Genomic DNA, 22,920 nt, shown 5'->3' with positions numbered 1-22,920 from the left:
TCAGATCGAGGTGTCGTGCAGCACGATGTGCTCGTCGAGGGGAGCGCGGCCCATGGCGACCTGGTTGACCGAGGCCTCGGGGTCGGCGGTGCCGAAGGAGATGCCGTAGAGCAGCTTGCGGTCGGCCGGGAGGCCGAGGTGAGCGCGGACGGTGTCGGCGAAGAGGCCGTGCATGCCCTGCGGGACGCCGTGGTAGCCGCGGGCGGTGAGGGAGAGCAGGAAGTTCTGGGCGTACATGCCGACGTCATTGGCGGCGCGTACGACGTCGCCGAGCTCCGGCACGAAGAGCAGCGCGACGTGGGGAGCGCCGTAGAAGCGGAGGTTCTCGGCGACGGCCTTGGTGCGGCCCTCGACGTCGTCGCGGGCGATGCCCATGGCGCCGTACAGGAGAGCGCCGGACTGCTGCGAGCGCCGGGTGTGGACGCTGTCGTCGGCGCCGTACGTGGTCGTGAAGTCGGGGCTCATCTGGCCGGCCTCGAACGCCTTGAGCATCGCCTCGCTGAGGCGGTCGCGGGCGTCGCCGGAGAAGACGTGGACCTCCCAGGGCTGGGTGTTGCTGTGCGACGGGGCGCGCTGGGCGTCCTCGAGCACGCCACGGATGTCCTCCGCGGGGATCGGGTCCGGCAGGAAGGCTCGCGCGGAGCGGCGGGCTCGGATCACGTCCGTGAAGGTGTCGGGGGCGGTCGTGCTCACAACAAGGATTCCTCTCAGGTCTGCCGAGGGCTGATGACCTCGGTCCACTCCTGACGCAATACGGAGGAACTCTCCGGTATTCCTGCTGGTGGCTCGAAAGTGGCTCATTGCACACTCCCGCCCCCTACCCGGTTCGGGTGATACCCGGCACCTGGGCGGAGCCTTGACTGCGGTGCGTCGAAGACTCGAGGTCCGACCTATCCGAGGGGGAAACCCATGATCCGAAAGCTCGTCTGTGCCGTCGCGGCGGGGGTCGCCGCGGCGGCGCTCTGGTCGATGCCGGCCTCGGCTGCGCCCGTGCTGCAGCTCTCCGGCGCGATCTTCACCACCGACGTCTCCGGCGCGCCCGTCAACCTCAACCACTACGCTGCCAAGGAGGACGTCTATCTCAACGGCGGCCCCGGCATCAACGCACCCGATGATGCCGCCGGTCTGCCCGCCGGGATCTACGCCTTCCAGGTCACCGACCCGTCCGGCAAGACCCTGCTCTCCACCGATCCGGTCGCCTGCCGCCGGGTCGAGGTCGACGCCAGCGGCCGCTTCGTCAGTGTCGCCCCGAGCGGCGGCTGCGCGCACGCGACCGGCACCGACGCGGAGGACGGTGGCATCACCGTCCAGCTCTTCCCCTACCTCGACACCCCGAACAACGGTGGCGAGTACAAGGTCTGGCTGACGCCGTACGCCGCGCTAGACTCCTCCGCGCCCGGCAACCGGCACGGCTTCGTCCCCGCCGACAGCAAGACCGACAACTTCAAGGTCAAGGCGAAGGCGATCGTCGAGATCGACACCCGGTTCTCGAGGCACGGCGGGCCGTTCATCGACGGTCTGGCTGCCCACTGGACCGACACGCTGGGTGCGCACAACGTGAAGTACTCCGAGTACAACCCGGCGGTTCTCGCGTTCCACGAGGCGCACGTCGAGGCCGCGGAGGCGGGCCTGCACAAGATCACCGTGACCGACCAGGTCGGCTGCGAGATCGACGATGTGCACCATGCCGGGCAGACGTTCCTTCCCGACGCGAACGGCTCGGTCACCGTCTCGGTGCTGGTCAAGAAGCACATGAGCGGGGAGCACACCTACTGGGTGGAGGTGCACTGCGTCTGAGGCCCTGTCTCTGACCTGCGGGTACCGGTCACCGGGACCATCAACCTAGCATTTGCTTGGTAGCCGCTCTAGACTGCCGCACATGGCAGTGGAGATCGACTTCAGCGGCAAGGTGGTCGCGGTGACCGGTGGCGCACGCGGTGTGGGCGCCGGGATCGTCGAGCGGTTCCTCGAGGCGGGCGCGGAGGTCGAGATATGCGGCCGGACCGCGCCCGACGAGCTTCCTGTGGTCGACGGGCGCAAGCCCGTCTTCTCGCAGGTCGACGTCCGCGACGCCGACCAGGTCGCGGAGTGGATCTCGGCGATCACCACCCGCAACGGTCACCTCGACGTGGTCGTCAACAACGCCGGTGGCGCGCCCTACGCCGACTTCGCGGCGGCGTCGCCGCGTTTCCACGACAAGATCTCGGCCCTCAACTTCATGGCGACGGCGTACGTCTGCCATGCCGCGTACGAGGCGTTGAAGGCCTCGCACGGATCGATCGTCAACATCACCTCCATCTCGGCGCGGCGACCCAGCCCCGGCACCGCGATCTACGGCGCCGCGAAGGCGGCCGTCGAGAGCCTGACGGCGTCGATCGCGGTGGAGTGGGCCCCTGACGTACGCGTCAACGCGGTCTCCTGCGGGATCGTCGCCACCCCCGGCTCCGAGGACCACTACGGCAGCCCCGAGCAGCGGGCCGCGGTCGCTGCGACCATCCCGCGCGGCGTCTTCGCGACCCCGTCGGAGATCGGGGACGCCTGCCTCATGCTCGCCTCCCCTCTCGCCACGCACATCACCGGCGCCGTCCTGGCCGTCGACGGCGGCGGCGAGTGGCCCGCCTTCCTCCAGCACACCCCCAACTCCTGAGGAGAAACCGTGCCCGAAGCAGTCATCGTCTCTGCCGCCCGTTCCCCGATCGGCCGCGCCTTCAAGGGCTCGCTGAAGGACCTCCGTCCCGACGAGCTGGCCGAGCAGATCGTACGCAGCGCCCTCGCCGCGGTCCCGGAGCTGGACCCGACGCAGATCGACGACCTGATGATGGGCTGCGCTCAGCCCGCGGGGGAGCAGGGCTACAACATCGGCCGGGTCGTCGGCGTACGTCTGGGCCTGGACGCCGTGCCCGGCACCACCGTCCACCGCTACTGCGCCTCGTCGCTGCAGACCACCCGGATGGCGTTCCACGCGATCCGCGCCGGCGAGGGCGACGCGTTCGTCTCGGCCGGGGTTGAGTGCGTGTCCCGCTACGAGCGCGGCAAGGCCGACGGGATGCCGGACACCAAGGCCGAGGAGTTCCTCAAGGCGGGCGAGCGCGGTGCCGCCCGGGTGGCCGCGGGGGCGGCCTGGGTCGATCCGCGCGAGTCCGGCGAGCTGCCGGACTACCACCTGGCGATGGGCGAGACCGCCGAGAACGTCGCCGAGATGTGCGGCGTGACCCGGGAGGCGCAGGACGCGTGGGGCGTACGTTCCCAGAACCGCGCCGAGGCCGCTGCCGCGCGGGGCTTCTGGTCACGTGACATCACCCCCGTCACGCTGCCGTCCGGTGAGGTGGTGTCCACCGACGACGGGCCGCGGGCCGGGGTGACCCTGGAGAAGGTCGCCGGCCTGAAGCCGGTCTTCCGGGAGAACGGCACCATCACCGCCGGCAACTGCTGCCCCCTCAACGACGGCGCCGCGGCGCTGGTCATCATGAGCGACACCCGCGCCGCGGAGCTGGGGATCCAGCCGCTGGCCCGGATCGTGTCGACCGGCGTCTCCGGCCTCTCGCCCGAGATCATGGGGCTCGGGCCGGTCGAGGCGTCCCGGCAGGCGCTCGCCCGCGCCGGCCTCTCGGCGTCCGACATCGACCTCGTGGAGATGAACGAGGCCTTCGCTGCCCAGGTGCTGCCCAGCATCGACCAGATCGGTCTCGACCCCGAGCGGGTCAACGTCAACGGCGGCGCGATCGCCCTCGGCCACCCCTTCGGCTCCACCGGCGCCCGCCTCACGACCACCCTCATCCACGGCCTGCAGGAGACCGGCGGCCGCTACGGCCTGGAGACCATGTGCGCCGCCGGCGGCCAGGGGATGGCGCTGGTCATCGAGCGGCTCTGAGGGTTCGGTCGGGCCTCTGGGGGCGCAGCTCAGGCATGTAACACGTCGTTCGTAGTACTACTCGCCCTATTCGATAGGGCGAGTAGTACTACGAACGACGTGTTACACGGCCGATGGCCGACCGACCCGGTCAGACGCTCCGCCGCCCGAGGTGGATCACCGCGACCGTGACACGCCGCTCCTCGATCACGTAGACGATCCGGTAGCGGCCGACGCGGAGGCGGTAGCGGTCCTTGCCCCACGCATAGGCTCCCGCGTCGCGGGGAGCCTCGGCCAGGGTGTCGATGGTGTCGAAGACCTGGATCAGGCCGATGGGGTCGTCGTCGACGTACGCCTCGGCCGACCGCAACGCCTCGTCGGCCCAGACGACCTCGTAGCTCACCCCTGAGCGGGGCGGTCGAGGCCGAGGGCGCGGCGGGCCTCGGCGTGCGGGGTGTAGCGGACCTCGCCGAGCTCGCGGCGCAGGGAGTAGCGCGCGATGGCGAGATCGTCCTCGAGATCCTCGACGCGCCGGTCGTGGTCGTTGAGGTAGGCGCGGATGGCCTCGCGGGCGATCTCCTGCTTGGACCGATTCTCCGTCCGGGCGCGATCGGTCAGCAGCCGGTCGTCGGCCTCGCTGAGTCGCAGAGTCATTGCCATGGACCCAGCGTAAACCCGAGGTGGTATCACGCGGTATCGTACGTGCGTCGGAACGTCGAGTTTCAGCCTGGGGGAAGTTCACATATGTCGCTGACCGCGCTCTACCTGCTCGTCGCACTCGGAGCGGGGCTGGTCGCGATGTTCCTCAAGCTCCCGCCCCTGGTCGGCTTCCTGGCCGCCGGGTTCGGGCTGCACGCCGCAGGCGTCGGCGAGCTCGAAGGACTGCACACGCTGGCCGATCTCGGCGTCACGCTGCTCCTGTTCGGCATCGGCCTCAAGCTCGATGTGAAGTCGCTGCTGAGGCCGGACGTGTGGCTGAGCACCTTCGCCCACCTCGGCTTCAGCGTGATCATCGGGGTCGGTCTGCTGGTCGGGATCGCGCCGCTCGGGTTCGTGCTCCTCGCCGACGCCGACCTGGGCGAGATGGCGCTGATCGCGTTCGTGCTCTCCTTCTCGAGCACCGTCGTCGCGATCAAGGTCCTCGACGAGCGTCACGACAACAACACGCTCTACGGCCGGATCGCGATCGGCGTCCTGGTCATGCAGGACATCGTCGCGGTCGCCTTCCTGACGATCTCCAAGGGGCACTGGCCCTCGCCGTGGGTGTTCGCCCTGGTGCTGCTCCTCCCGGGCGCCTGGCTCGCCCACCGGATCTGGGACCGGATCACCTCGGCGGAGCTGACCGCGCTCTTCGGCCTGGCGATCGCCCTCGTGCCGGGCTACTGGCTCTTCGAGACCGTGGGGCTCAAGGGCGACCTCGGGGCGCTGGTGGTCGGCGTGCTCCTCGGGTCGCACGCCAAGGCCCCCGCGCTCGCCAAGCTCCTGTTCAGCACCAAAGAGCTCCTGCTCATCGCGTTCTTCCTGAGCATCGGGCTGACCGGCGTCCCCGACCTCGAGGACTTCGCCCTCGCCGCGGTGCTGCAGATCCTGCTGCCGCTCCAGGCTGCGGCCTACATCGTCATCTTCGCCTTCATGGGGCTCCGCTACCGCACCGCGACCCTGGCGTCGTTCACGCTGACCAACTACTCCGAGTTCGGGCTGATCGTGATCGTCATCGCCTCGGCGTCCGGGCTGGCGTCGGCCGAGTGGCAGACCGTGCTCGCCGTGGCCACCGCGCTCTCATTCCTGGTGGCCGCGGTCTTCAACGCGTACGCCGCGACGTTCACCAACCTGCTCAACCGGGTGCTGCCTGAACGGAGGCCCGAGCGGCTCCAGGAGGCCGACCGGCCGATCAACCTCGGCGGCGCCAAGGCGCTGGTGGTCGGCATGGGCCGAGTGGGGCGTACGACCTACGAGGAGCTGTGCGAGACCCAGGGCTACCAGGTGCTGGCGATCGAGCACGACTCGCTGCGGGCAGACTCGCTCAAGGCCGAGGGCTTCGCCGTCGTCGAGGCCGACGCGACCGACCAGGACTTCTGGGAGCGGGTCAAGAAGGGTGCCGGCATGGAGCTGGTCGTCCTCACGATGCCCTTCCACGGCGACAACCTGCTGGCCATGGACCTGCTCCGCAAGATCGGCTTCCAGGGCACCGTCGCCGCGATCGCCCTGCGCCCCGAGGAACGCGACGAGCTCAAGAAGCGCGGCGCCCACGCCGTCTTGAACCTGTACGCCTCGGCCGGCTCCGATCTCGCCGAGAAGGCGCTCCGGGTCAACCAGGAGCGCCAGCTCTCCGCGTGAGTTGTGAAGCTGAGAGTGACCTATAGGCCACTCTCAGCTTCACAACCTCGTCAGCCCAGCAGGTTGAAGCCCGACAGCGCACCCAGGTAGGTGCGGGTCGCGCCGGTGCCCGTGCTGTTGCGCTCCAGCGCGTAGATGTTGCTGCCCGACCGCACGATCAGGTCGCCGCCGGAGCCGCCCCGCAGGTCGCGTACGCCGAGCACCGCGTCGTAGCCGGACAGGTTGAGCGACAGGGTCCGGGTGGAGACCAGGCCGCCGGGCCCGTTGCTCTCGTGGACCACGGTGCTGGTGCCGTTGACGAAGAGTACGTCCGGGGTGTTGCCGCTGTTCCAGCGCCCGACACCGACCAGGCGGCTCCCCGAGGCCGAGGACCTCATGACGATCGACGTGCCGACCTTGGCCGAGCCCTTGCCCGGCCACAGCTTGATCGTGCCGCCGGAGGTGCGGCCCATCAGGTCCGGATAGCCGTCGCCGGTGACGTCGCCGACCGCGTCGATGACGCTGACCGTGCCGAGACCGGTCGCGATGGTGACGGGGCTCGCGAACTTCCCGGTGCCGTAGCCGCGGTAGAGCCGCACGGAACCGTCCGACATCTTGGCGAGGAAGTCGCCCTTGCCGTCCCGGTTCCAGTCGCCGGCGTTCATCAACGCCTTGGCGGAGGTGAGCGTCAGCCCCGACGAGACGGGCGTGGCGAGGTTCAGGCGGCCGTTGTTGGGCTTGACGTAGAGCGTCGAGCTGCTCTTCATCATCAGGTCGGGCAGGCGGTTGCCGGTGACGTTGGCTGCTCCGACGAGCGCGCGGGTCACCCCGGCGTACGGGCCCAGCGGCTTGCCGAAGCCGGAGCCGCTGGCGGGGTAGACCCACCCGCGGCCGGACTTGTCGCGGCCGATCAGGTCGCCGCGACCGTCGCCGGTGAAGTCGCCGTAGCCGGTGATCTGGAGCAGCGAGGACCACGACGGGCTGCGGGTCGGGATGCGTACGGCGGTGGTGAAGGTGCCTCGACCGGTGCCCTTGATGTAGTAGAGCGCCCCGGACTTGCGGCCGATCAGGTCGCGGCGGCCGTCACGGTTCACGTCTCCGGTCGCGGCGAGGAGCCCGAAGCCGGACAGCGAACGGGAGGTCGTCGTCCGGTCGAAACCGCCGCGGCCGTTGCCGAGGAACCGTACGAGCTTGCCGGTCGACGACTTGCCGACCAGGTCGTTGTGCCGGGTGCCGCCGATGTTGCCGACGGCCGTGATCAGGGAGACGCCCCGGAACTTGGTGTAGGGCAGGGTCTTGTAGACCGGCGCGAAGGTGCCGTCGCCGCGCCCCTTGCGGATGCCCGCCGACCCGTTGCGACGGACCTGGATCAGGTCGGCCTTGCCGTCGCCGGTGATGTCCGGGGTGACGACCATGGCGCGGACCGTGCTGCCGAAGGTCGTCGACGTCCTGGTCGAGTTGAACCCGGCGAACCCGCCCGTACGCAGCGTGAAGATGCGGCCGTCGGAGGCCCGTCGTGCCACGAAGTCGGAGTGGCTCGTGCCGGTGATGTTGGACTCCAGGTCACGGCCGCTCCAGCTCTTCTGGAGGCTGGCGGCGAGCTTACGGATGTCGGGGAGCTTCGCCTCGAGGTTGTTGCCCGGGCAGGCGGTGGGGGTCGTCTTCGCGTCGCGATGGCCCTGGATCGCGTGCGGGAAGACCGTCTTGGTGCCGTCGGACTTGGTCAGCGTCACGTTGGTGGCGTTGGCAGCGACGCCGTGGAGGCTGAGCTTCCAGGCGTAGAGGGAGCCGTACGCCTGGATCATCGCGCTGGTGGGCTGTTTCAGCGCCGCGTCGGTGTCTTTGCAGTCGGTGGCGACGCTGTCGAAGCAGCCCAGCGCCGCGGCACCGAAGCTGTCGTAGTTGTAGCCGCTGGTGTGGGCGCCCTCGACCGGCAGCGCGACGCCGCCGCGGCGGCCTTCCCAGACACGGCCGAACCGGTCGATCAGGAAGTTGTAGCCGATGTCGCGGTAGCCACGCGTCTTGACGTGGTAGAGGTAGACGCTGCGGATGATCCCGGGGACCTGGGCAGCGGTGTAGTTGTTGGTGCCCGCGGTGTGGTGGACGAAGCCGCCGTGGATCTTGCGATAGACCGGGGCGACCTGCTCGCGGAGCGACTCGTCGGCGCCCCACTGCGCACGGCTGTAGATCTTCGGGCTCGCGGTGTAGGTGGACGCGACCAGGTTGAGGTCGGAGTCCTTGCTGCCCTTGTGGACGTTGGTCGCCCGGGGCTTGTCCTTGTCGGTCTCGATCTCGGGAAGCTCGGAGACCGTGTCCTCGGGCTTGCCGGGCTCGACCACCGCGAGCTCCAAGTTCTCGGGGATCTCGGCGGTGTCAGGGACGATGATCCGGGTCTGCACCTGGTCGACGTGCCCGGCCAGGAACTCGTCGGTGCCCGGCCGGACACCCTTCGCCTCTGCCGAACCGGCGTCCGGGGCATGGTCGTCGACGTCGACCTCCATCGGGCTCCACGACGACCACGCGCCGTCCTTCAGGGTGCGGATCTCCGGGCGTACGCCGTCGGCGATCTCGCCGGACCAGGTCACGCCGACGACGCCGAAGCCGGTGACGTCCTGGGGCTCGCTCTTGATGACGTCGGTGCGTGGCTTGTCGACCTTCGACGCATGCGCGGTCGCCTTGCCGGTCGAGGTCGTCAGCGCGACCTCCTCGACGTGAGACTCGACAGGACCGGCTGGGAGCGTCGACGGCTTCGCGTTCGCGGCCTCGAAGGCGGCCAGCGGGCCGGTCGTCGTCGGCTCTGCAGTGGCGGAGTTCAGCGTCAGGGGGATGGCCACTGCGGCCACGCCGAGAACGAGGGTGGTGCCGGAGATGGACGCGATCTTGGCGCGTCGGGGCATCGATGCCTCCGTGGGGGAAAGTTAAATTGGCTCCGGCAACCTACACCCTCCCCCGCATGGCGTCTCCCCAATATCGGGGTTATCTCGAGATTTCGCGCAGATCCGTCTTCAGAACCTTCCCGCTGGCGTTGCGCGGCAGGCTGTCGACCAGGACGTACGTCCGAGGCTGCTTGTAGTTGGCCAGTCGCTCCTTGAGCCAGGTCGCGATCGAGTCCGCGCTCAGATCCTCGCGCACGACGACGAACGCCTTGCCCACCTGGCCGAGACGGGCGTCGGGGACGCCGATGACCGCGGCTTCGACGATGTCGGGGTGGGCGGCGAGGGCGTTCTCGACCTCGGCGGGATAGACGTTGAAGCCGCCCACGGTGAACATGTCCTTGATCCGGTCGGTCACCTTCAAGCAGCCGTGCTCGTCGAGGTGGCCGACGTCGCCCGTGTGGAGCCAGCCGTCCTCGTCGATCGCCTCGGCGGTGGCCTCGGGGTTCTCGAAGTAGCCGAGCATGACGTTGTCGCCGCGGACCCAGACCTCGCCGTCCTCGCCCGGTTCCGTGTCGTCGCCCGCGGCGGTGACGGTGCGGATCTCGATCCCCTCGACCGCCGGGCCGACGACCTTGGCGACGTGCGCGGGGTCCTCGCCGGGGCGGGTGGTGGTGGCGACCAGGCACTCGGTGAGCCCGTAGGCACCCTTGACCTCGTCGATCCCGAGGATGTCCCGCATGTCGGCGAAGAGGCGCTCCGGCACGCTCGCCGCACCCGCGATGGAGAAGCGCAGCGAGGAGAGGTCGTACGTCTTCAGGTCGGGGTGGTTGATGAGCGTGGTGAAGATGGTGGGGGCGCCGGGGAGGACGGTGATCCGCTCGTCCTGGATCAGCTTCAGCACCTGCGTGGGGTCGTAGGTCGCGATCGGGTAGACCGTGCTGCCCGCGGTGAAGGACGCGAGGAAGCCCGCCTTGTAGCCGAATCCGTGGAAGAACGGGTTGACGATGGCGTAGCGGTCCGCCGGGGTCAGGCCGGCACCGCGCGCCCAGACGTCGGCGATGCCGATCGTCTGGCGCTGGGCGCTCATCACGCCCTTCGGCTTGCCGGTGGTGCCGGAGGTGAAGAGCAGGTCGGCGACGGTGTCGGGGGTGACGGTCGCTTTGGCGTCCGCCAGACGCTTTTCTGTCGTGTCGTCGCCGCTGGCCAGGAACTCGTCCCAGCCGTCGGCGAGGTCGACGATGGTGAGCAGGTGCTCCGGGATCGGGCCTGCGTCGCGGAGCATCTGGACGTAGTCGGTGCCGAGGAAGCCGTTGACCGTGATCAGCGCCGTCGCGCGGGAGCGCTCCAGGATCTCCCGAGCCTCATGCCCTCGGTAGCGGGTGTTCAGCGGCACCACGGCCGCCCCGATCGTCTGCGCGCCGAGGACGGCGACCGGGAACTCCCAGCGGTTGGGCGCCCAGATCGCGACGCGGTCGCCGCTGCGTACGCCGCTCGCGAGGAAGGCCCGTGCGGTCCTGTCCACTGCGTCGGCGAGCTCGGCGTAGGTCAGCGTCGTGGGGCCGTCGACGATCGCCGGGTGCTCGGCGTGCGTCTGCTTGGCCTTCTCGATCAGGGCGGGGGTCGTGCGCGGGGTCATGACTCTTCAGCGTAGTTGAGCAACTGCTTGTTTGGTAGGCTTCGTCCATGACTGACACGGGGGTTGCGCCGAGGAGGCGCGGGACGGCATCGGGGTCGTCGCGGCGGGCCGAGCTGCTCACGCTCGCGGCCGAGATGTTCGCGACCAAGGGCTTCGCCCAGACGACCGTACGTGACATCGCCGATTCCGCCGGGATCCTGTCCGGCTCGCTCTACCACCACTTCCGTTCCAAGGAAGCGATGCTGACCGAGCTGCTGTCCGGGTTCCTCGACGGGCTCAACGCGCGGTTCACCGAGATCGTCGAGTCCGGTGTCGACCCGAAGGCCGACCTGGACGGGCTGATCGCGGAGTCGTTCCGGACCATCCATCGGGAGCGGCTCGCCGTCGCGCTCTACCAGAACGAGGCTTCGTTCCTGGCGACCGTCGAGGGCTTCGAGTTCGTCGCCGAGCGCTCCCGCGACAACGAGGCGCTCTGGATCCGGGTCATCGAGGCCGGTCAGGCCGCCGGCGTCTTCCAGGCCTCGCTCGATCCCGCGCTGACCTACCGGTTCATCCGTGACGGCGTCTGGTCCACCGTCGCCTGGTATCGCCCCGGCGGGCGGCACACCCCCGAGACGCTCTCGGAGCAGTATCTGAAGCTGCTCCACGCCGGCATCCTCGCCTGACCCACGCTGGTCGAGTCGGCTCGTCTTGACCACAAGACCCGCCGATTCGGCCCGTCAAGACGGGCCGACTCGGAACGGATTTCGGTCAAGACGAGCCGACTCGGCGGGCTTCAGGGGACTTCTTTGAAGCGGAGGCCCTTGGGGTCTTCTGCCTCGATGATCTTCAGCTCGTCCGGAGTGGGTTCGCGGGTGAGTGGCGCGTCGGTGGCGTCGATCGGGAAGCCGGTGGCCTCCTGGAGCTCCTCGGGGGTGACGCCGGGGTGGATCGAGACGACCTTGATGACGCCCGAGTCGTCGTAACCGAAGACGGCGAGGTTGGTGACGATCACGCCGAGGTCGTGGAAGCGGCCGGCGGTGCCGACCGCGCGGTCGTTGCCGACGCCGCTGGCGACGTCGACGCTCTCGACGAAGATCCGGGCGGAGTGCTTGGCGACCCAGTAGTCGACACGGTGGTTGACGGTGTTGCCCGGAGCGCCACGTACGCCGATCAGCTGCCGCTTCGGCTGGCGCCAGTCACCGATCGAGGAGATGTTCTGGTTGCCGTGGCGGTCGATCTGGCTGGCACCCATCATCGAGTGCCGGCGGCCGCTGGCGACGATGTCGAAGATGCTCCGGAACGGCACCCACGCCTCCGGGGTGCCGCCGGCCGCCGCGGTCTTCAGCAGCGGCGGGGCCTCGGCCATCATGAACGCCTCACCGTCCGAGAGCGCGAGCTCGGGGGTGTGGGTGGCCTTCGCCAGACGTACGCCGATGGCCGGGACGATGCCGACGGCGTGGGCGAGCACCTCGCCGGAGCCCTTGAAGGCATCGGAGACGGCGGCGACGCAGATGTCGGCCCGAGTGATGGTCTGGGTGGTCACAGGTAGCGCTCCTCGAACTCGGTCCACTGCTCATCGGAATCAGACTTGGCCGCCGCCACGTACGCCTTCTGGAACTCCTCGTCCCGGCCGTAGTCGGGGTCGCAGCTGGTGAAGTGGGCGCCGCCGGGGGCCTCGACGACGTGGTCGACGAAGATCCGCGGGACCAAGAGGGTCTGCGGTGGCGCCTTGGCGGTGAGATCGTCGGTGGAGACGATCTGCTCGACCGACATGATCGTGGAGTCGGCGGCCATCGCGAAGAGGTCGTCGAAGTAGGGGTCGGGGCCGAGGTACTGCCCGTTGCCGGCCGCGTCGGCGCGGTTGAGGTGGATGAGCGAGACGTCGAGGCGAAGGCCCGGGACGGCGACGTACTCTTCCTCGTCGTAGGGCGACCTCACCGTCTTGAGGTCCGGGTTCATCGCCATCACGTCGCTGCCGAGACCGGCCCGGATGGGCTGGAACGAGAGTCGGTTCGCCCCGGCTCGGAGGCCGGCGACGAACATGCCCTCGTCGTATTCGCTCGTCTCCGGGATCTCGCCCCGCTCGCGGGCGCGGGTGAAGTTCGGGTCGAGCGGGATGGAGTCGAGGCTGACGAAGCCGTAGACCAGCTTGCGGATCTTGCCGGCTCGCGCCAGCAGACCCACGTCGGGGCCACCGAACGCGACCACGGTCAGATCGGTGACGTCGCTGCGGAGGATCTCCTTGACCAGCGCCATCGGCTTGCGGCGCGAGCCCCAGCCACCGATGCCGATGGTCATCCCGGACTCGAGCTTGCCGGCGACATCGGAGAGGGGGAGGGTCTTATCGAGCATGAACGTCCTTCCAGAGCTGGGCGGTGGCGTGGGCGCGCTTGAAGTAGAGGTGGGCGTCGTGCTCCCAGGTGATCGCCACACCACCGTGGAGCTGGATCATCTCGGCCGCGACCTGCGAGAACGCGTCGGAGCACCAGGACTTGGCGGCCTGGATGAGACGTACGTCGGGAGTCGGCTGCGTCAGCTCCCAGGCCGCCGCCCAGCTCATCGTGCGGGCGGTCTCGACCTGCACCAGCAGGTCGGCGCAGCGGTGCTTGAGCGCCTGGAACGAGCCGAGCGGGCGGCCGAATTGGTGACGCTCCTTGAGATAGGCGACCGTGCGATCCAGCGCCTCCCGCGCGGCGCCGGCCTGGAGCGCGGTCATCATGGTCGCGCCGACCGTGGTGACGTACGCCGGGTCGACGGTGCCCACCACCTCACCGGAGTCGGTCGTGACCGCCGCGAATCTCCAGGTCGGGTCCAGGGCAGGAGTCGGGGTGACGGTGGCGGCCGCCGGATCCACTGCGTGGACCTGATCGTCGTGCAGGACGAGAAGGATCTCCGCGCCGGCGGCGTCGACGACGAGATCGGAGCCGGGTGTCACCACCGCGGCCGCAGCACCGCCGGCGATCCGCTCCAGCAGCTCACCGGCTGCCGCGGTGTCGGTTGCGGCCAGGACCTGGGTCGCGAGCAGCGTGCCGACGAACGGCGACGGCGTGAGGGTGGCTCCGAGCTCCTCGAGGACGAGATGCGCCTCGATGTAGGAGCAGCCGACGCCGCCGTACTCCTCCGGGACCGCCAGCGCCGTCACCCCGATCTGCTCGGTCAGCGTCCGCCACAGGGCGGTGTCGTAACCCTCGGGGGTGGCCATCGCAGCCCGCAGGTCCATCGACGTGGCCCGCTTGGCGATCAGCGTGTGGACGGTCGCGACCAGATCGGTCTGCTCCTCGGTGAGCGCGAACCTCATCGGGCCTCCACCAGCCCGTCCTCCACGAGCAGCGAGAGGATCCGTGCGCGATGCTCGGCCGGTGTGCCCCAAGCGCCGACCAGCGCACGCACCTTCAGGATCCACAGGCTCAGGTCGAACTCGCGGGTGTACCCGATCGCCCCGTGCACCTGCAGCGCCGTCCGCGAGGCAAGGTACGCCGCGTCCCCCGCGGCCACCTTGGCCGCCGAGACGTCTCGCGGGGCGAGGGTCAGGCTCGCGTTGTGCACCAGCGGGGCCGCGAAGTCCAGGGCCACGCGTACGTCGGTCAGCAGGTGCTTCACCGCCTGCTGGGCTCCGATCGGCTTGCCGAACTGACGGCGCTGCTGGGCGTACGCGACGGTCTCGTCGAGCAGCCTGTTGCCGGCGCCGAGGAGCTGGGCGCTGCAGGCCAGGGTCCCGAGATCCAGGGACTGACCCGCATCGACGGTGGCGATCTGCTCCGTGGGGGTGAGGTCGAAGAGGTGTCGTGTCGCATCGACCGATTCATGGCGATCAGCAGGCTCGGCGCGGTACAGCGCAGAGGCGGTCGTGAGCGTGAACGCATGGTCGGCGACGTCCGCATCGAGCGCTCGAGGCGCCATCCGCGCGACGGCGAGCGTGGCGACGTTCGCGCCCGAGGCGATGCCGGCGAGCACCTTGGTCTCGTCGGCTTGGGCCAGCAGCCCTGGAAGGGCGGCGACCGACTCGATCCAGGGGCCCGGAACCCCGTGATACCCAAGGCGCTCGAACGCGACAGCGAGGTCGACGGGGGACGCGCCTGATCCGTCATGCTCCTCGGACACCAGCAATCCCGTGACCCCCAGGTCCGCAAGGCGCTGCCACAACGACAACCCTGGCGCAGGGTCTCCGTCAGCCCACGAACGTGCTGCGCTCGGGGTGTCGGCGGCGCCCAGCAGATCGTCGAGGGCATCCGCGAACGCCGTCTGTTCCGGCGTACGTCCGAAACGCATGTGGTCCTCCTGGTGTGATTGCTGCACAGCGAGGGTACCAAGCAAATGCTTGGTCGTCGAGAAAGCGTCCGAAATGCATCGGAGCGAGGATCGACGAGGACGCGGCGTGAAGCTGGGGCGTATCTGGTCGTCCCGGCGTACTTGACGATCCAATACCCCTTGGCCCGCACCTGGATGGACGTGCGGTACGTCCCGGTCGAGGTGGTCGTGAGGGTGCGCTTCAGTACGGGGCCGGCGGTGCCCGCGGGGTCGAAGTAGATCTTCACCGTTGCCCGTGAAAGAGGGCGCCAGCGCGAGCCCGCCGAAGTCTTCATGACGGCCTTCAGGTCGCCGGTGAACGTGACCCGTGCGCCGCGTACGGGCGTCTTCGTGGACGCACTGATCCTCGCCGAGGTCGCCTGCTTGGTGCTTACCAGCGCCTCCGACGGGGCGTACGAGGCCGATCCGGGATAGCGGGCGATCCAACGGCCGGGCGAGGTGACGGCGGCAGAGTAGGAGTAGGCCCCCGACGTGTTCGTCTTCACGGTCGCTCGGTACTGCGGTCCTGTCGTTCCGGCCGGATCGAAGTAGAGCTTCACCCCAAGGCCGGCGACCGGTCGCCAAGCGGGCGCCCAGGTGGCCGACGCGAGATTGACCGCTTTGACCGTGCCGCCGATCTGGTGGCGGACGCTCGTGGTCGAAGTCGGGGGAGTCGCTCGAATGCTGGTCGCCGTCACCTTCTTCACGGCGATGGAGCCGACCGTGGTGCCGTTGAGATTGATCGCATAGGTCCCCGGCGGAGCCGTGCCGTCGATCCAGATCGTTCCGCGGGCGGTGTACTTGTCGAGGGTGTGGATGCTGTTCGGCCCGGACATGTCGCCGAAGCCCACCTTGTCCGGTGAGAAGGTCATTCTGACGATGCCGGACAGTTGCTCCCAGTTCCAGCCGCCGATGTACTCGACATCGATGGGTAGGGCTACCGGTTTGGTGTCTACGGTGACGCTGCTCGGCGTGAAGACACGGGCTTTGACGCTGCCGTCTCCGACCTTGATCGCGACCGTCTTCTCCCGATAGCCCGTGCCCGTGTGCACTCGGATGTCCTCGGTCAACGTGGCCGCGATCTCGGTCGAGGAACCGGCGTACACGGCGCTGATGACACCACTTGACGTCGCCGTGAAGCTCGTGGAGAAAGCGCCCGTGGATGAGGAGGTCACGGTCGCGATCTTGCGCTTCGCCTCGGAGCCGGTGGGGTCCAGGTAGATGTCAACCGTTCGGCCAGCCGCGGGCGCGTAGCTGGTTCCATCATCGGTGGCCGTGAGCGAGCCGAAGAGCTTCACGGTCTTTCCGGCGGGAACGATCCGCGGAGCGACGTTCATCTCCATGCGTACGTCACGTTTGAGGCCGAACTCTACCGCCTGAGGTGCGTCGAGAAGGATCTCGTGCTCCTGCCCGTCCTTGGTGATGACGACGTGCTGGTTCAAGGAGAGGGAGAACCGGCCATCGGTGTTGTAGAGCACGCCACGGGCACGTGTGCGGCTGCCGTTGACAGGGACAAGGCTCCAGTTCGCGAGCGTCGACGCCCCGTCCGCACGGGCGATGGAGATGGTCGGCCACTTGCCTGCCTCGTTCACAAACCGGATGGCGGAGCCGTTGTGCTCGTATTGCACGTCGACTACGACGTTCTCTTCCGTGGCGTTCCACCAACCACGAGCGTTGGCGGTCGCGTCCTGGACGCGGATCCTCGCGGTCACGACGGCGTCGCCATCGGTGAACTCCCGGGTGACCTCGTTGACGACGGGGGCTGCTTTGGCATGGTCTTGGGACATCGAGACGAGACCCACCCCCGCGGCGAGTGCGAGTACGACGAGACCACTGAGGATGCGGGGCGTTCTCAACTCGCCACCGCCTTGCTTGCGGAGGACGCCGCCCAGTTCGTGGATCCGGCGAAAGCGAACGACCAAGTCCCCTTGCCCTTCTTGGGAAGAATGACATCGAAGGTTCCGTTTGCCGACACATAGATGCTGCGCTGCAACGACTTGGTCCTGGTGCCTGCGGGGTCGAAGTAGATCCGAAGGACCTCGCCGGGAACCGCCTGGATGCTGCCGTACGCCCCTGGGGCCTCGAGAGTCCCGTAGAACCAGATGGACTTCGTCCTGCTGGCACTCGAGAGTTTGACCTGGGTCTTGGTCTTCACGCTGAAGGACCCGAGTTTGACGTTGCCGAAGGTGAAGTCATCGTATGCAGCCGAGCCGTCGTCGAAGCGCGCCCTCACACGGGCGACTTCCAGGAACACCTCGTACTTCCCGGTGAGCGTCGGGGCCGGGCCGCGGTTGGGCATCATTGGTACGTTGATCCGCGTCGTACCGGCTCCAGTCGGTGCGGAGACCTGTGCGGATGTGGCCCCCGGCCCGTTGCCATCGGTCTGGTCAATCCGTAGTTCCACCATGCTGTGGGTGAACTCGAGCCGATCGGCCGTCGTCGACCATGTCAGGTCGACCGGGACGGACGTCGATGTCGCGTTGCTGAGGGTGACGGTCGACGGAATCCTGGCCGACACCGTGACTGTCGTGTCGAGCGACTTCGCGGTTGGTTGGTGGGTGCCTATCTGCCAGGTTGCCGCGGGTGTGGCACCGGCCGTGCCGGCCACCAGCACCAAGCCCGCAAGCACACCCAGAAGGCGCGTGGGGGTGATTCTCATGAAGGTGTTGCTCCGGAGGGTGTGCTGTGCCCGGTGGGTCCGGGCGCCGCACGGATGGTGTCATACCCCGACCGGTGTGCGGGGGCGATTTCTTCACGTACGCCCCTCGGCCGAGCAACAGTTCGCTAGCCCAGCCGGGGGAGGCCCAGAATCCGCTCGGCGACGATGTTGCGCTGGATCTGGTTGGTGCCGGCGTAGATCGGGCCGGACAGGGAGAAGAGGTAGTCGTCGACCCACGGACCGGCGAGCTCGGCGTCCGCGCCGAGCAGCGAGAGCGCGGTCTCGTGGAGCGAGAGGTCGAGGTCGGACCACCACAGCTTGTTGATCGAGCCCTCGGCGCCGACGGAGCCACCGGCCTCGACGTGGGTGACGGTGCCCCAGGTGTAGAGGCGGTAAGCCTCGGCGCCGATCCAGGCGTCGACGACCTGGTCACGGAGGTGCGGCTGCGGGTCGGCCTTCCACAGGTCGAGCAGCCGGTCGGCGGCGGCCATGAACCGGCCCGGCGAGCGCAGCGACAGGCCACGCTCATTGCCGGCGGTCGACATCGCGACCTTCCAGCCGTCGCCGACCCCGCCGAGCACGTCGTCGTCGGGCACGAAGACGTCGTCGAAGAAGATCTCCGCGAATCCGGGCGTACCGTCCAGCTGGTCGATCGGGCGGACGGTGACGCCGTCGGCGTCGAGCGGGAAGAGGAAGTACGTCAGGCCTCGGTGTCGCTCCGCGGACGGATCGCTCCGGAAGAGGCCGAAGCCGCGGTCGGCGAAGGGTGCGCGGCTGCTCCAGGTCTTCTGGCCGTTGAGCCGCCAGCCGCCGTCGGCGCGGGTGGCGGTGGCCCGGAGCGAGGCCAGGTCGGAGCCGGCCTCGGGCTCGGACCATGCCTGCGCCCAGACGAGCGTGCCGTCGGTCATGTCGCGCAGGTAGCGCTCCTTCTGCGACTCGGTCCCGTGGCCGAAGATGATCGGCGCGAGCAGCGAGATGCCGTTCTGGGAGATGCGGGTCGGGGCGCCGGCGAGGTAGTACTCCTCCTCGAAGATGACCCACTCGGTCAGCGACGCATCACGACCGCCGTACGCCTCGGGCCAGGTCACCACCGACCAGCGGCCGGCCGCGAGGGTGCGCTCCCAGTCGCGGTGCGCAGCGGCGCCCTCGGCAGTGTCCATCGACGGCAACCGACCGGGGTTGTGGGCGGCGAGCCACTCACGCGCCTCGAGGCGGAAGGCCTCCTCGGCCTCGGTGAACTCCAGGGTCCCCTGTTCGACAGTCACTGCTTCATCGCCTTCGCATCCATGCCCGCGAGCGAGTCCTTGCCGACCTCGGCGTTGTGGGCGTGGGCGGCGTGGTGGAGGCCGAAGACCGAGTCCATCCCGGCGCGCATGCCCATCAGGTCCTCGGCCTGGTTGACCGCCTTCTTGGCCAGGGCCAAGCCCAGGCGCGGCATCTCCGCGATCTTTCCGGCGAGCGCGAGGGTCTCGGTCTCGAGGTCGTCGCGGGGTACGACGTGGTTGACCATGCCCCACCTCTCCGCCTGTGAGGCAGAGAACCGGCCGCCGGTGAAGAGCATCTCCTTCGCGGCGCGGGGGTTGGTGACCCACGGGTGGGCGAAGTATTCGACGCCGGGGATGCCCATCTTGACCACCGGGTCGGAGAAGAAGGCGTCGTCGGAGGCGACGATGAAGTCGCAGGACCAGGCCAGCATCAGGCCGCCGGCGATGCAGGCGCCCTGCACCATTGCGATCGTCGGCTTCGGCAGCTCGCGCCAGCGGCGGCACATGCCGAGGTAGACCTCGGACTCGCGCGCGAACCGGGAGTCGACGCCCTCCTTGCCGACGTGGTCCCACCACATCACGGCCTTGCGCTCGAAGCTCTCGTCGATGTCACGGCCCGGGGTGCCGATGTCGTGGCCGGCGCAGAAGTGCTTGCCGTTGCCGCCGAGGACGATCACCTTGATGTCGTCGTCGTTGGTGGCGCGGGTGAACGCGGCGTCGAGCGCGTACGTCACCTTCGAGTTCTGCGCGTTGCGGTATTCGGGGCGGTTCAGGCGGACCACCGCGACGGGTCCGTGGGTCTCATACGTCACGACGTCCTCGGTCATGGCGCAGACGCTACCAAACAAGTGCTTGGTTTGGTAGGTTGTCCGGCATGGACCTGACCTACTCCGCCGAGGACGAGGCGTTCCGTGCTGAGGTGCGCGAGTGGCTGGCGGACCACCTGACCGGCGAGTGGGCCGCGCTGCGCGGCACCGGTGGGAACGGGCGCGACCACGAGTCGTATGAGGGCCGGCTGGCGTGGAACCGCTACCTGGCGTCGCACGGGTGGACCTGCCTGGGCTGGCCCGAGGAGCACGGCGGGCGCGGCCTGCCGTTGTTCCAGCAGGTGATCTTCCATGAGGAGTACGCCCGCGCGGACGCCCCGACCCGGGTGAACCACCTCGGCGAGGAGCTCCTCGGCCCCACTCTGATCGCGCACGGCACGCCGGCCCAGCAGGAGCGGTTCCTGCCCAAGATCGTCGCCGTCGAGGAGCTGTGGTGCCAGGGTTACTCCGAGCCCGGTGCCGGCTCCGACCTGGCCGGGGTCCGCACCCGCGCCCGGCTCGACGGTGACCAGTGGGTGATCGACGGTCAGAAGGTGTGGACGTCGAACGCCCACCTGTCCGACTGGTGCTTCGTGGTGTGCCGCACGACGCCCGGCTCCGAGCGCCACCACGGGCTGTCCTACCTGCTGGTGCCGATGGCGCAGCCGGGTGTCGACGTACGTCCGATCCAGCAGCTGACCGGCACCTCCGAGTTCAACGAGGTCTTCTTCGACGGTGCCGAGACCGCGGCCGACCTGGTGGTCGGGGAGCCCGGCGACGGCTGGAAGGTCGCGATGGCGACCCTCGGCTTCGAGCGAGGCGTCTCCACCATCGGCCAGCAGGTCGGGTTCGCCCGCGAGCTCGAGGCGGTCGAGGAGGCGGCTCGTGCCAACGGCACCATCGACGATCCCGGGATCGCCGCGCGCATCAGTCAGGCCCATGTCGGGCTGGAGGTGCTCCGGCTGCACGCGCTGCGAACGCTGTCTGCTTACGACTCCGGCTCTTCGGGTCCCGAGGCGAGCGTCTCCAAGCTGCTCTGGGCGCGGTGGCACCGCGACCTCGGCGAGCTGGCGATGGATGTCGTCGGGCTCGCCGGGCTGACCACCGGCGCGGACTACGCGCTCGACCGGCTGCAGTCGCTCTTCCTCTTCTCCCGCGCCGACACCATCTACGGCGGCTCGGACGAGATCCAACGCAACATCATCGCCGAGCGAGTCCTCGGCCTGCCACGAGAGGCCCGTGCATGAACTCCCCACACGTCAAGGCTGAACAGCCCACCCCCGCGTACGTCCCCGGTCACTCGCTGCTCGAGGGCCGTGTCGTCGTCGTGACCGCAGCCGCCGGTGCGGGCATCGGGGCGGCCGTCGTGCGGAAGGTGCTCGAGGAGGGTGCGAAGGCGGTCGTCATGTCCGACACCCACGAGCGCCGGCTCAAGGAGTCGCGCGACGCGCTCGCGGAGGAGTTCGGTGACGACCGGATCACCGCTGTGACCTGCGACGTCACGCAGGAGGACCAGGTCCAGGCGCTGCTCGACGCGGCCGACCCCTTCGGTGGCGTCGACGTGATGATCAACAACGCCGGCCTCGGCGGGACCGCGTCGGTGCTGGAGATGACCGACGAGCAGTGGTCGAAGGTTCTCGACATCACCTTGACCGGGACGTTCCGGTGCATCCGGGCGGTCGGGCAGCGGTTCGTGGCCTCCGGCAAGCGCGGCGTGATCGTCAACAACGCCTCCGTGATCGGCTGGCGGGCGCAGGAGGGGCAGGCTCACTACGCCGCGGCCAAGGCCGGGGTGATGGCCCTGACCCGGTCGGCCGCCGCCGACCTCGCGCCCCACGGGATCCGGGTCAACGCGGTCTCGCCTTCGCTGGCGATGCACCCGTTCCTGGAGAAGGTCACCTCGCCCGAGCTGCTCGTCGAGCTCAAGGGCCGCGAGGCGTTCGGCCGCGCGGCCGAGCCCTGGGAGGTCGCCAACGTCATGGTCTTCCTGGCCAGCGACTACTCGTCCTACATGACCGGCGAGGTCGTCTCCGTCTCCAGCCAGCACGCCTGATCGAGAGGATCACCCATGCCTGAGGCTTTCATCGTCGACGCCGTCCGTACGCCCGTGGGGAAGCGAGGCGGAGCGCTGGCGGGGATCCACCCCGCCGACCTCGGCGCCCACTCGCTGGCGGCCCTCGTCGACCGAACCGGGATCGACCCCGCGGCAGTCGACGACGTGATCATGGGCTGCTGCGACACGATCGGCGGGCAGGCCGGCGACGTCGCGCGGACCGCGTGGCTGGTGGCCGGGCTGCCCGACCACGTACCGGGGGTGACCATCGACCGGCAGTGCGGCTCCTCGCAGCAGGCGGTGCACTTCGCCGCGCAGGGAGTCATGTCGGGGACGCAGGACCTGGTGGTCGCGGGTGGGCTGCAGAACATGTCCGCGATCCCGATCTCGGCGGCGATGCTGGTGGGCGCGCAGTACGGCTACACCACCCCGTTCGCCGAGTCGCCCGGCTGGGTGAAGCGCTACGGCGACCAGGAGGTCTCCCAGTTCCGCTCCGCCGAGATGATCGCCGAGAAGTGGGACATCACGCGCGAGGACATGGAGGCCTATGCGCTGGCCTCCCACCAGCGGGCCAAGACCGCGATCGCCGAGGGGCGGTTCGACAACGAGATCGTGCCGGTCGGGGATTTCGACACGGACCAGTGTCCGCGGGAGACCTCCCTGGAGAAGATGGCGACGCTGGAGCCGCTCGCCCCCGGCGGGCGGATCACCGCAGCCGTCGCCTCGCAGATCTGCGACGCGTCCTCGGCGCTGCTGGTGGCCTCGGCGGCGGCCGTACGCACCTTCGGTCTCACCCCGCGCGCCCGGATCCATCACCTCTCGGTCCGCGGCGACGACCCGGTCTGGATGCTCACCGGACCGATCGAGGCCACCCGTCACGCCCTGGCCAAGACCGGCCTGACGGTGGATGACATCGACCTGTTCGAGTGCAACGAGGCCTTCGCGAGCGTTGTCCTGGCGTGGATGAAGGAGCTCGACGTCCCGCACTCGAAGGTGAACGTGAACGGCGGTGGCATCGCCCTCGGTCACCCCATCGGTGCCACCGGCACCCGGCTGATGACGACGCTTCTCAACGAGCTCGAGCGCACCGGCGGCCGTTACGGCCTGCAGACCATGTGCGAGGGCGGCGGGCAGGCCAACGTCACCATCATCGAGCGGCTCTGAGGGTGGCGTTGTGAAGCTGAGCGCGG

The 22,920-nt window shown here is 69.0% G+C and carries 21 protein-coding genes; 9 read left to right on the top strand and 12 right to left on the bottom strand.

Annotated features, from left to right (window positions below; genetic code table 11):
- Positions 1-693, bottom strand: a complete 693-nt coding sequence (locus WBG06_RS05700) for a nitroreductase (RefSeq protein WP_336735564.1) — start codon at positions 691-693, stop codon at positions 1-3.
- 216 nt (positions 694-909) lie between these two features.
- On the opposite strand from WBG06_RS05700, the gene WBG06_RS05695 reads away from it, so the two are divergent.
- From WBG06_RS05695 to WBG06_RS05685, 3 genes are all read left to right on the top strand, one after another.
- Positions 910-1,797 (top strand): hypothetical protein, encoded by an 888-nt coding sequence (locus tag WBG06_RS05695; protein ID WP_336735563.1) that lies wholly within the window; start codon positions 910-912, stop codon positions 1,795-1,797.
- A gap of 82 nt (positions 1,798-1,879) precedes the next feature.
- Positions 1,880-2,647 (top strand): SDR family oxidoreductase, encoded by a 768-nt coding sequence (locus tag WBG06_RS05690; RefSeq protein ID WP_336735562.1) that lies wholly within the window; start codon positions 1,880-1,882, stop codon positions 2,645-2,647.
- A 9-nt stretch (positions 2,648-2,656) separates the two neighbouring features.
- Entirely contained in the window at positions 2,657-3,871 is a 1,215-nt protein-coding gene (locus tag WBG06_RS05685) for an acetyl-CoA C-acetyltransferase (protein ID WP_336735561.1), read from the top strand.
- A gap of 130 nt (positions 3,872-4,001) precedes the next feature.
- On the opposite strand, the gene WBG06_RS05680 is transcribed toward WBG06_RS05685, so the two are convergent.
- Positions 4,002-4,253, bottom strand: a complete 252-nt coding sequence (locus tag WBG06_RS05680; protein ID WP_336735560.1) for a type II toxin-antitoxin system RelE family toxin — start codon at positions 4,251-4,253, stop codon at positions 4,002-4,004.
- Positions 4,250-4,510: a ribbon-helix-helix protein, CopG family gene (locus WBG06_RS05675; RefSeq protein WP_336735559.1), complete on the bottom strand. Its 261-nt coding sequence runs from the start codon at positions 4,508-4,510 to the stop codon at positions 4,250-4,252. The genes WBG06_RS05680 and WBG06_RS05675 overlap by 4 nt, the downstream gene beginning before the upstream one ends.
- Positions 4,511-4,594: 84 nt before the next feature.
- On the opposite strand from WBG06_RS05675, the gene WBG06_RS05670 reads away from it, so the two are divergent.
- The gene (locus WBG06_RS05670) at positions 4,595-6,187 is read left to right on the top strand and encodes a cation:proton antiporter family protein (RefSeq protein ID WP_336735558.1); all 1,593 of its coding nucleotides are present in this window, start codon (positions 4,595-4,597) and stop codon (positions 6,185-6,187) included.
- 50 nt (positions 6,188-6,237) lie between these two features.
- Here WBG06_RS05670 and WBG06_RS05665 read toward each other — a convergent pair whose 3' ends face one another.
- Both WBG06_RS05665 and WBG06_RS05660 read right to left on the bottom strand, forming a co-directional pair.
- Complete coding sequence (locus WBG06_RS05665; RefSeq protein ID WP_336735557.1) at positions 6,238-9,063, bottom strand: FG-GAP-like repeat-containing protein; 2,826 nt, start codon at positions 9,061-9,063, stop codon at positions 6,238-6,240.
- Between the two features lie 79 nt (positions 9,064-9,142).
- Entirely contained in the window at positions 9,143-10,678 is a 1,536-nt protein-coding gene (locus tag WBG06_RS05660; protein WP_336735556.1) for an AMP-binding protein, read from the bottom strand.
- A 47-nt stretch (positions 10,679-10,725) separates the two neighbouring features.
- Here WBG06_RS05660 and WBG06_RS05655 point away from each other — a divergent pair, with 47 nt between their 5' ends.
- Entirely contained in the window at positions 10,726-11,343 is a 618-nt protein-coding gene (locus tag WBG06_RS05655; protein ID WP_336735555.1) for a TetR/AcrR family transcriptional regulator, read from the top strand.
- 110 nt (positions 11,344-11,453) lie between these two features.
- On the opposite strand, the gene WBG06_RS05650 is transcribed toward WBG06_RS05655, so the two are convergent.
- Genes WBG06_RS05650 through WBG06_RS05635 form a run of 4 tightly spaced genes read right to left on the bottom strand, consistent with a single transcriptional unit; the run spans position 11,454 to position 14,929 of the window.
- The gene (locus tag WBG06_RS05650; RefSeq protein WP_336735554.1) at positions 11,454-12,203 is read right to left on the bottom strand and encodes a CoA-transferase subunit beta; all 750 of its coding nucleotides are present in this window, start codon (positions 12,201-12,203) and stop codon (positions 11,454-11,456) included.
- A complete protein-coding gene (locus tag WBG06_RS05645; protein WP_336735553.1) occupies positions 12,200-13,012 on the bottom strand; it encodes a CoA transferase subunit A in 813 nt (270 codons plus the stop codon). Before WBG06_RS05645 ends, WBG06_RS05650 begins: the two co-directional genes overlap by 4 nt.
- The gene (locus WBG06_RS05640; protein WP_336735552.1) at positions 13,002-13,958 is read right to left on the bottom strand and encodes an acyl-CoA dehydrogenase family protein; all 957 of its coding nucleotides are present in this window, start codon (positions 13,956-13,958) and stop codon (positions 13,002-13,004) included. Before WBG06_RS05640 ends, WBG06_RS05645 begins: the two co-directional genes overlap by 11 nt.
- Complete coding sequence (locus WBG06_RS05635; RefSeq protein ID WP_336735551.1) at positions 13,955-14,929, bottom strand: acyl-CoA dehydrogenase family protein; 975 nt, start codon at positions 14,927-14,929, stop codon at positions 13,955-13,957. Before WBG06_RS05635 ends, WBG06_RS05640 begins: the two co-directional genes overlap by 4 nt.
- Positions 14,930-15,241: 312 nt before the next feature.
- Between WBG06_RS05635 and WBG06_RS05630 the strand changes: the two genes are divergently transcribed.
- Positions 15,242-15,382 carry a hypothetical protein gene (locus WBG06_RS05630; protein ID WP_336735550.1) on the top strand — a complete coding sequence of 47 codons (141 nt, stop codon included), beginning with the start codon at positions 15,242-15,244 and terminating at the stop codon, positions 15,380-15,382.
- 1,417 nt (positions 15,383-16,799) lie between these two features.
- Here the strand turns inward: WBG06_RS05630 and WBG06_RS05625 are convergent.
- From WBG06_RS05625 to WBG06_RS05615, 3 genes are all read right to left on the bottom strand, one after another.
- The gene (locus tag WBG06_RS05625; RefSeq protein WP_336735549.1) at positions 16,800-17,606 is read right to left on the bottom strand and encodes a hypothetical protein; all 807 of its coding nucleotides are present in this window, start codon (positions 17,604-17,606) and stop codon (positions 16,800-16,802) included.
- A gap of 125 nt (positions 17,607-17,731) precedes the next feature.
- Complete coding sequence (locus WBG06_RS05620; RefSeq protein ID WP_336735548.1) at positions 17,732-18,871, bottom strand: acyl-CoA dehydrogenase family protein; 1,140 nt, start codon at positions 18,869-18,871, stop codon at positions 17,732-17,734.
- Positions 18,868-19,698, bottom strand: a complete 831-nt coding sequence (locus WBG06_RS05615; RefSeq protein ID WP_336735547.1) for an enoyl-CoA hydratase — start codon at positions 19,696-19,698, stop codon at positions 18,868-18,870. Before WBG06_RS05615 ends, WBG06_RS05620 begins: the two co-directional genes overlap by 4 nt.
- Positions 19,699-19,745: 47 nt before the next feature.
- On the opposite strand from WBG06_RS05615, the gene WBG06_RS05610 reads away from it, so the two are divergent.
- The 3 genes from WBG06_RS05610 to WBG06_RS05600 are packed head-to-tail and all read left to right on the top strand — an operon-like array spanning position 19,746 to position 22,894.
- Positions 19,746-20,924: an acyl-CoA dehydrogenase family protein gene (locus WBG06_RS05610; RefSeq protein WP_336735546.1), complete on the top strand. Its 1,179-nt coding sequence runs from the start codon at positions 19,746-19,748 to the stop codon at positions 20,922-20,924.
- On the top strand, positions 20,921-21,730 hold the full coding sequence (locus WBG06_RS05605) for an SDR family oxidoreductase (RefSeq protein ID WP_336735545.1): 810 nt from the start codon (positions 20,921-20,923) through the stop codon (positions 21,728-21,730). The genes WBG06_RS05610 and WBG06_RS05605 overlap by 4 nt, the downstream gene beginning before the upstream one ends.
- Positions 21,731-21,745: 15 nt before the next feature.
- Positions 21,746-22,894 carry an acetyl-CoA C-acetyltransferase gene (locus WBG06_RS05600; RefSeq protein WP_336735544.1) on the top strand — a complete coding sequence of 383 codons (1,149 nt, stop codon included), beginning with the start codon at positions 21,746-21,748 and terminating at the stop codon, positions 22,892-22,894.
- Positions 22,895-22,920: the final 26 nt, after the last annotated feature.

Source organism: Nocardioides sp. CCNWLW239, from assembly GCF_037137035.1.
In the GTDB taxonomy this organism is placed as follows: Bacteria; Actinomycetota; Actinomycetes; order Propionibacteriales; family Nocardioidaceae; genus Nocardioides.
The sequence above is the reverse complement of the archived record's forward strand: the minus strand, read 5'-3'. Positions and strand labels throughout refer to the sequence as shown.

Excerpts from the sequence above, each read along its gene's own strand:
- WBG06_RS05695 (WP_336735563.1), top strand. The coding sequence starts at position 910 with ATGATCCGAAAGCTCGTCTGTGCCGTCGCGGCGGGGGTCGCCGCGGCG.
- WBG06_RS05690 (WP_336735562.1), top strand. The coding sequence starts at position 1,880 with ATGGCAGTGGAGATCGACTTCAGCGGCAAGGTGGTCGCGGTGACCGGT.
- WBG06_RS05675 (WP_336735559.1), bottom strand. The coding sequence starts at position 4,510 with ATGGCAATGACTCTGCGACTCAGCGAGGCCGACGACCGGCTGCTGACC.
- WBG06_RS05670 (WP_336735558.1), top strand. The coding sequence starts at position 4,595 with ATGTCGCTGACCGCGCTCTACCTGCTCGTCGCACTCGGAGCGGGGCTG.
- WBG06_RS05665 (WP_336735557.1), bottom strand. The coding sequence starts at position 9,063 with ATGCCCCGACGCGCCAAGATCGCGTCCATCTCCGGCACCACCCTCGTT.
- WBG06_RS05660 (WP_336735556.1), bottom strand. The coding sequence starts at position 10,678 with ATGACCCCGCGCACGACCCCCGCCCTGATCGAGAAGGCCAAGCAGACG.
- WBG06_RS05655 (WP_336735555.1), top strand. The coding sequence starts at position 10,726 with ATGACTGACACGGGGGTTGCGCCGAGGAGGCGCGGGACGGCATCGGGG.
- WBG06_RS05645 (WP_336735553.1), bottom strand. The coding sequence starts at position 13,012 with ATGCTCGATAAGACCCTCCCCCTCTCCGATGTCGCCGGCAAGCTCGAG.
- WBG06_RS05640 (WP_336735552.1), bottom strand. The coding sequence starts at position 13,958 with ATGAGGTTCGCGCTCACCGAGGAGCAGACCGATCTGGTCGCGACCGTC.
- WBG06_RS05635 (WP_336735551.1), bottom strand. The coding sequence starts at position 14,929 with ATGCGTTTCGGACGTACGCCGGAACAGACGGCGTTCGCGGATGCCCTC.
- WBG06_RS05630 (WP_336735550.1), top strand. The coding sequence starts at position 15,242 with ATGACGGCCTTCAGGTCGCCGGTGAACGTGACCCGTGCGCCGCGTACG.
- WBG06_RS05625 (WP_336735549.1), bottom strand. The coding sequence starts at position 17,606 with ATGAGAATCACCCCCACGCGCCTTCTGGGTGTGCTTGCGGGCTTGGTG.
- WBG06_RS05615 (WP_336735547.1), bottom strand. The coding sequence starts at position 19,698 with ATGACCGAGGACGTCGTGACGTATGAGACCCACGGACCCGTCGCGGTG.
- WBG06_RS05610 (WP_336735546.1), top strand. The coding sequence starts at position 19,746 with ATGGACCTGACCTACTCCGCCGAGGACGAGGCGTTCCGTGCTGAGGTG.
- WBG06_RS05605 (WP_336735545.1), top strand. The coding sequence starts at position 20,921 with ATGAACTCCCCACACGTCAAGGCTGAACAGCCCACCCCCGCGTACGTC.
- WBG06_RS05600 (WP_336735544.1), top strand. The coding sequence starts at position 21,746 with ATGCCTGAGGCTTTCATCGTCGACGCCGTCCGTACGCCCGTGGGGAAG.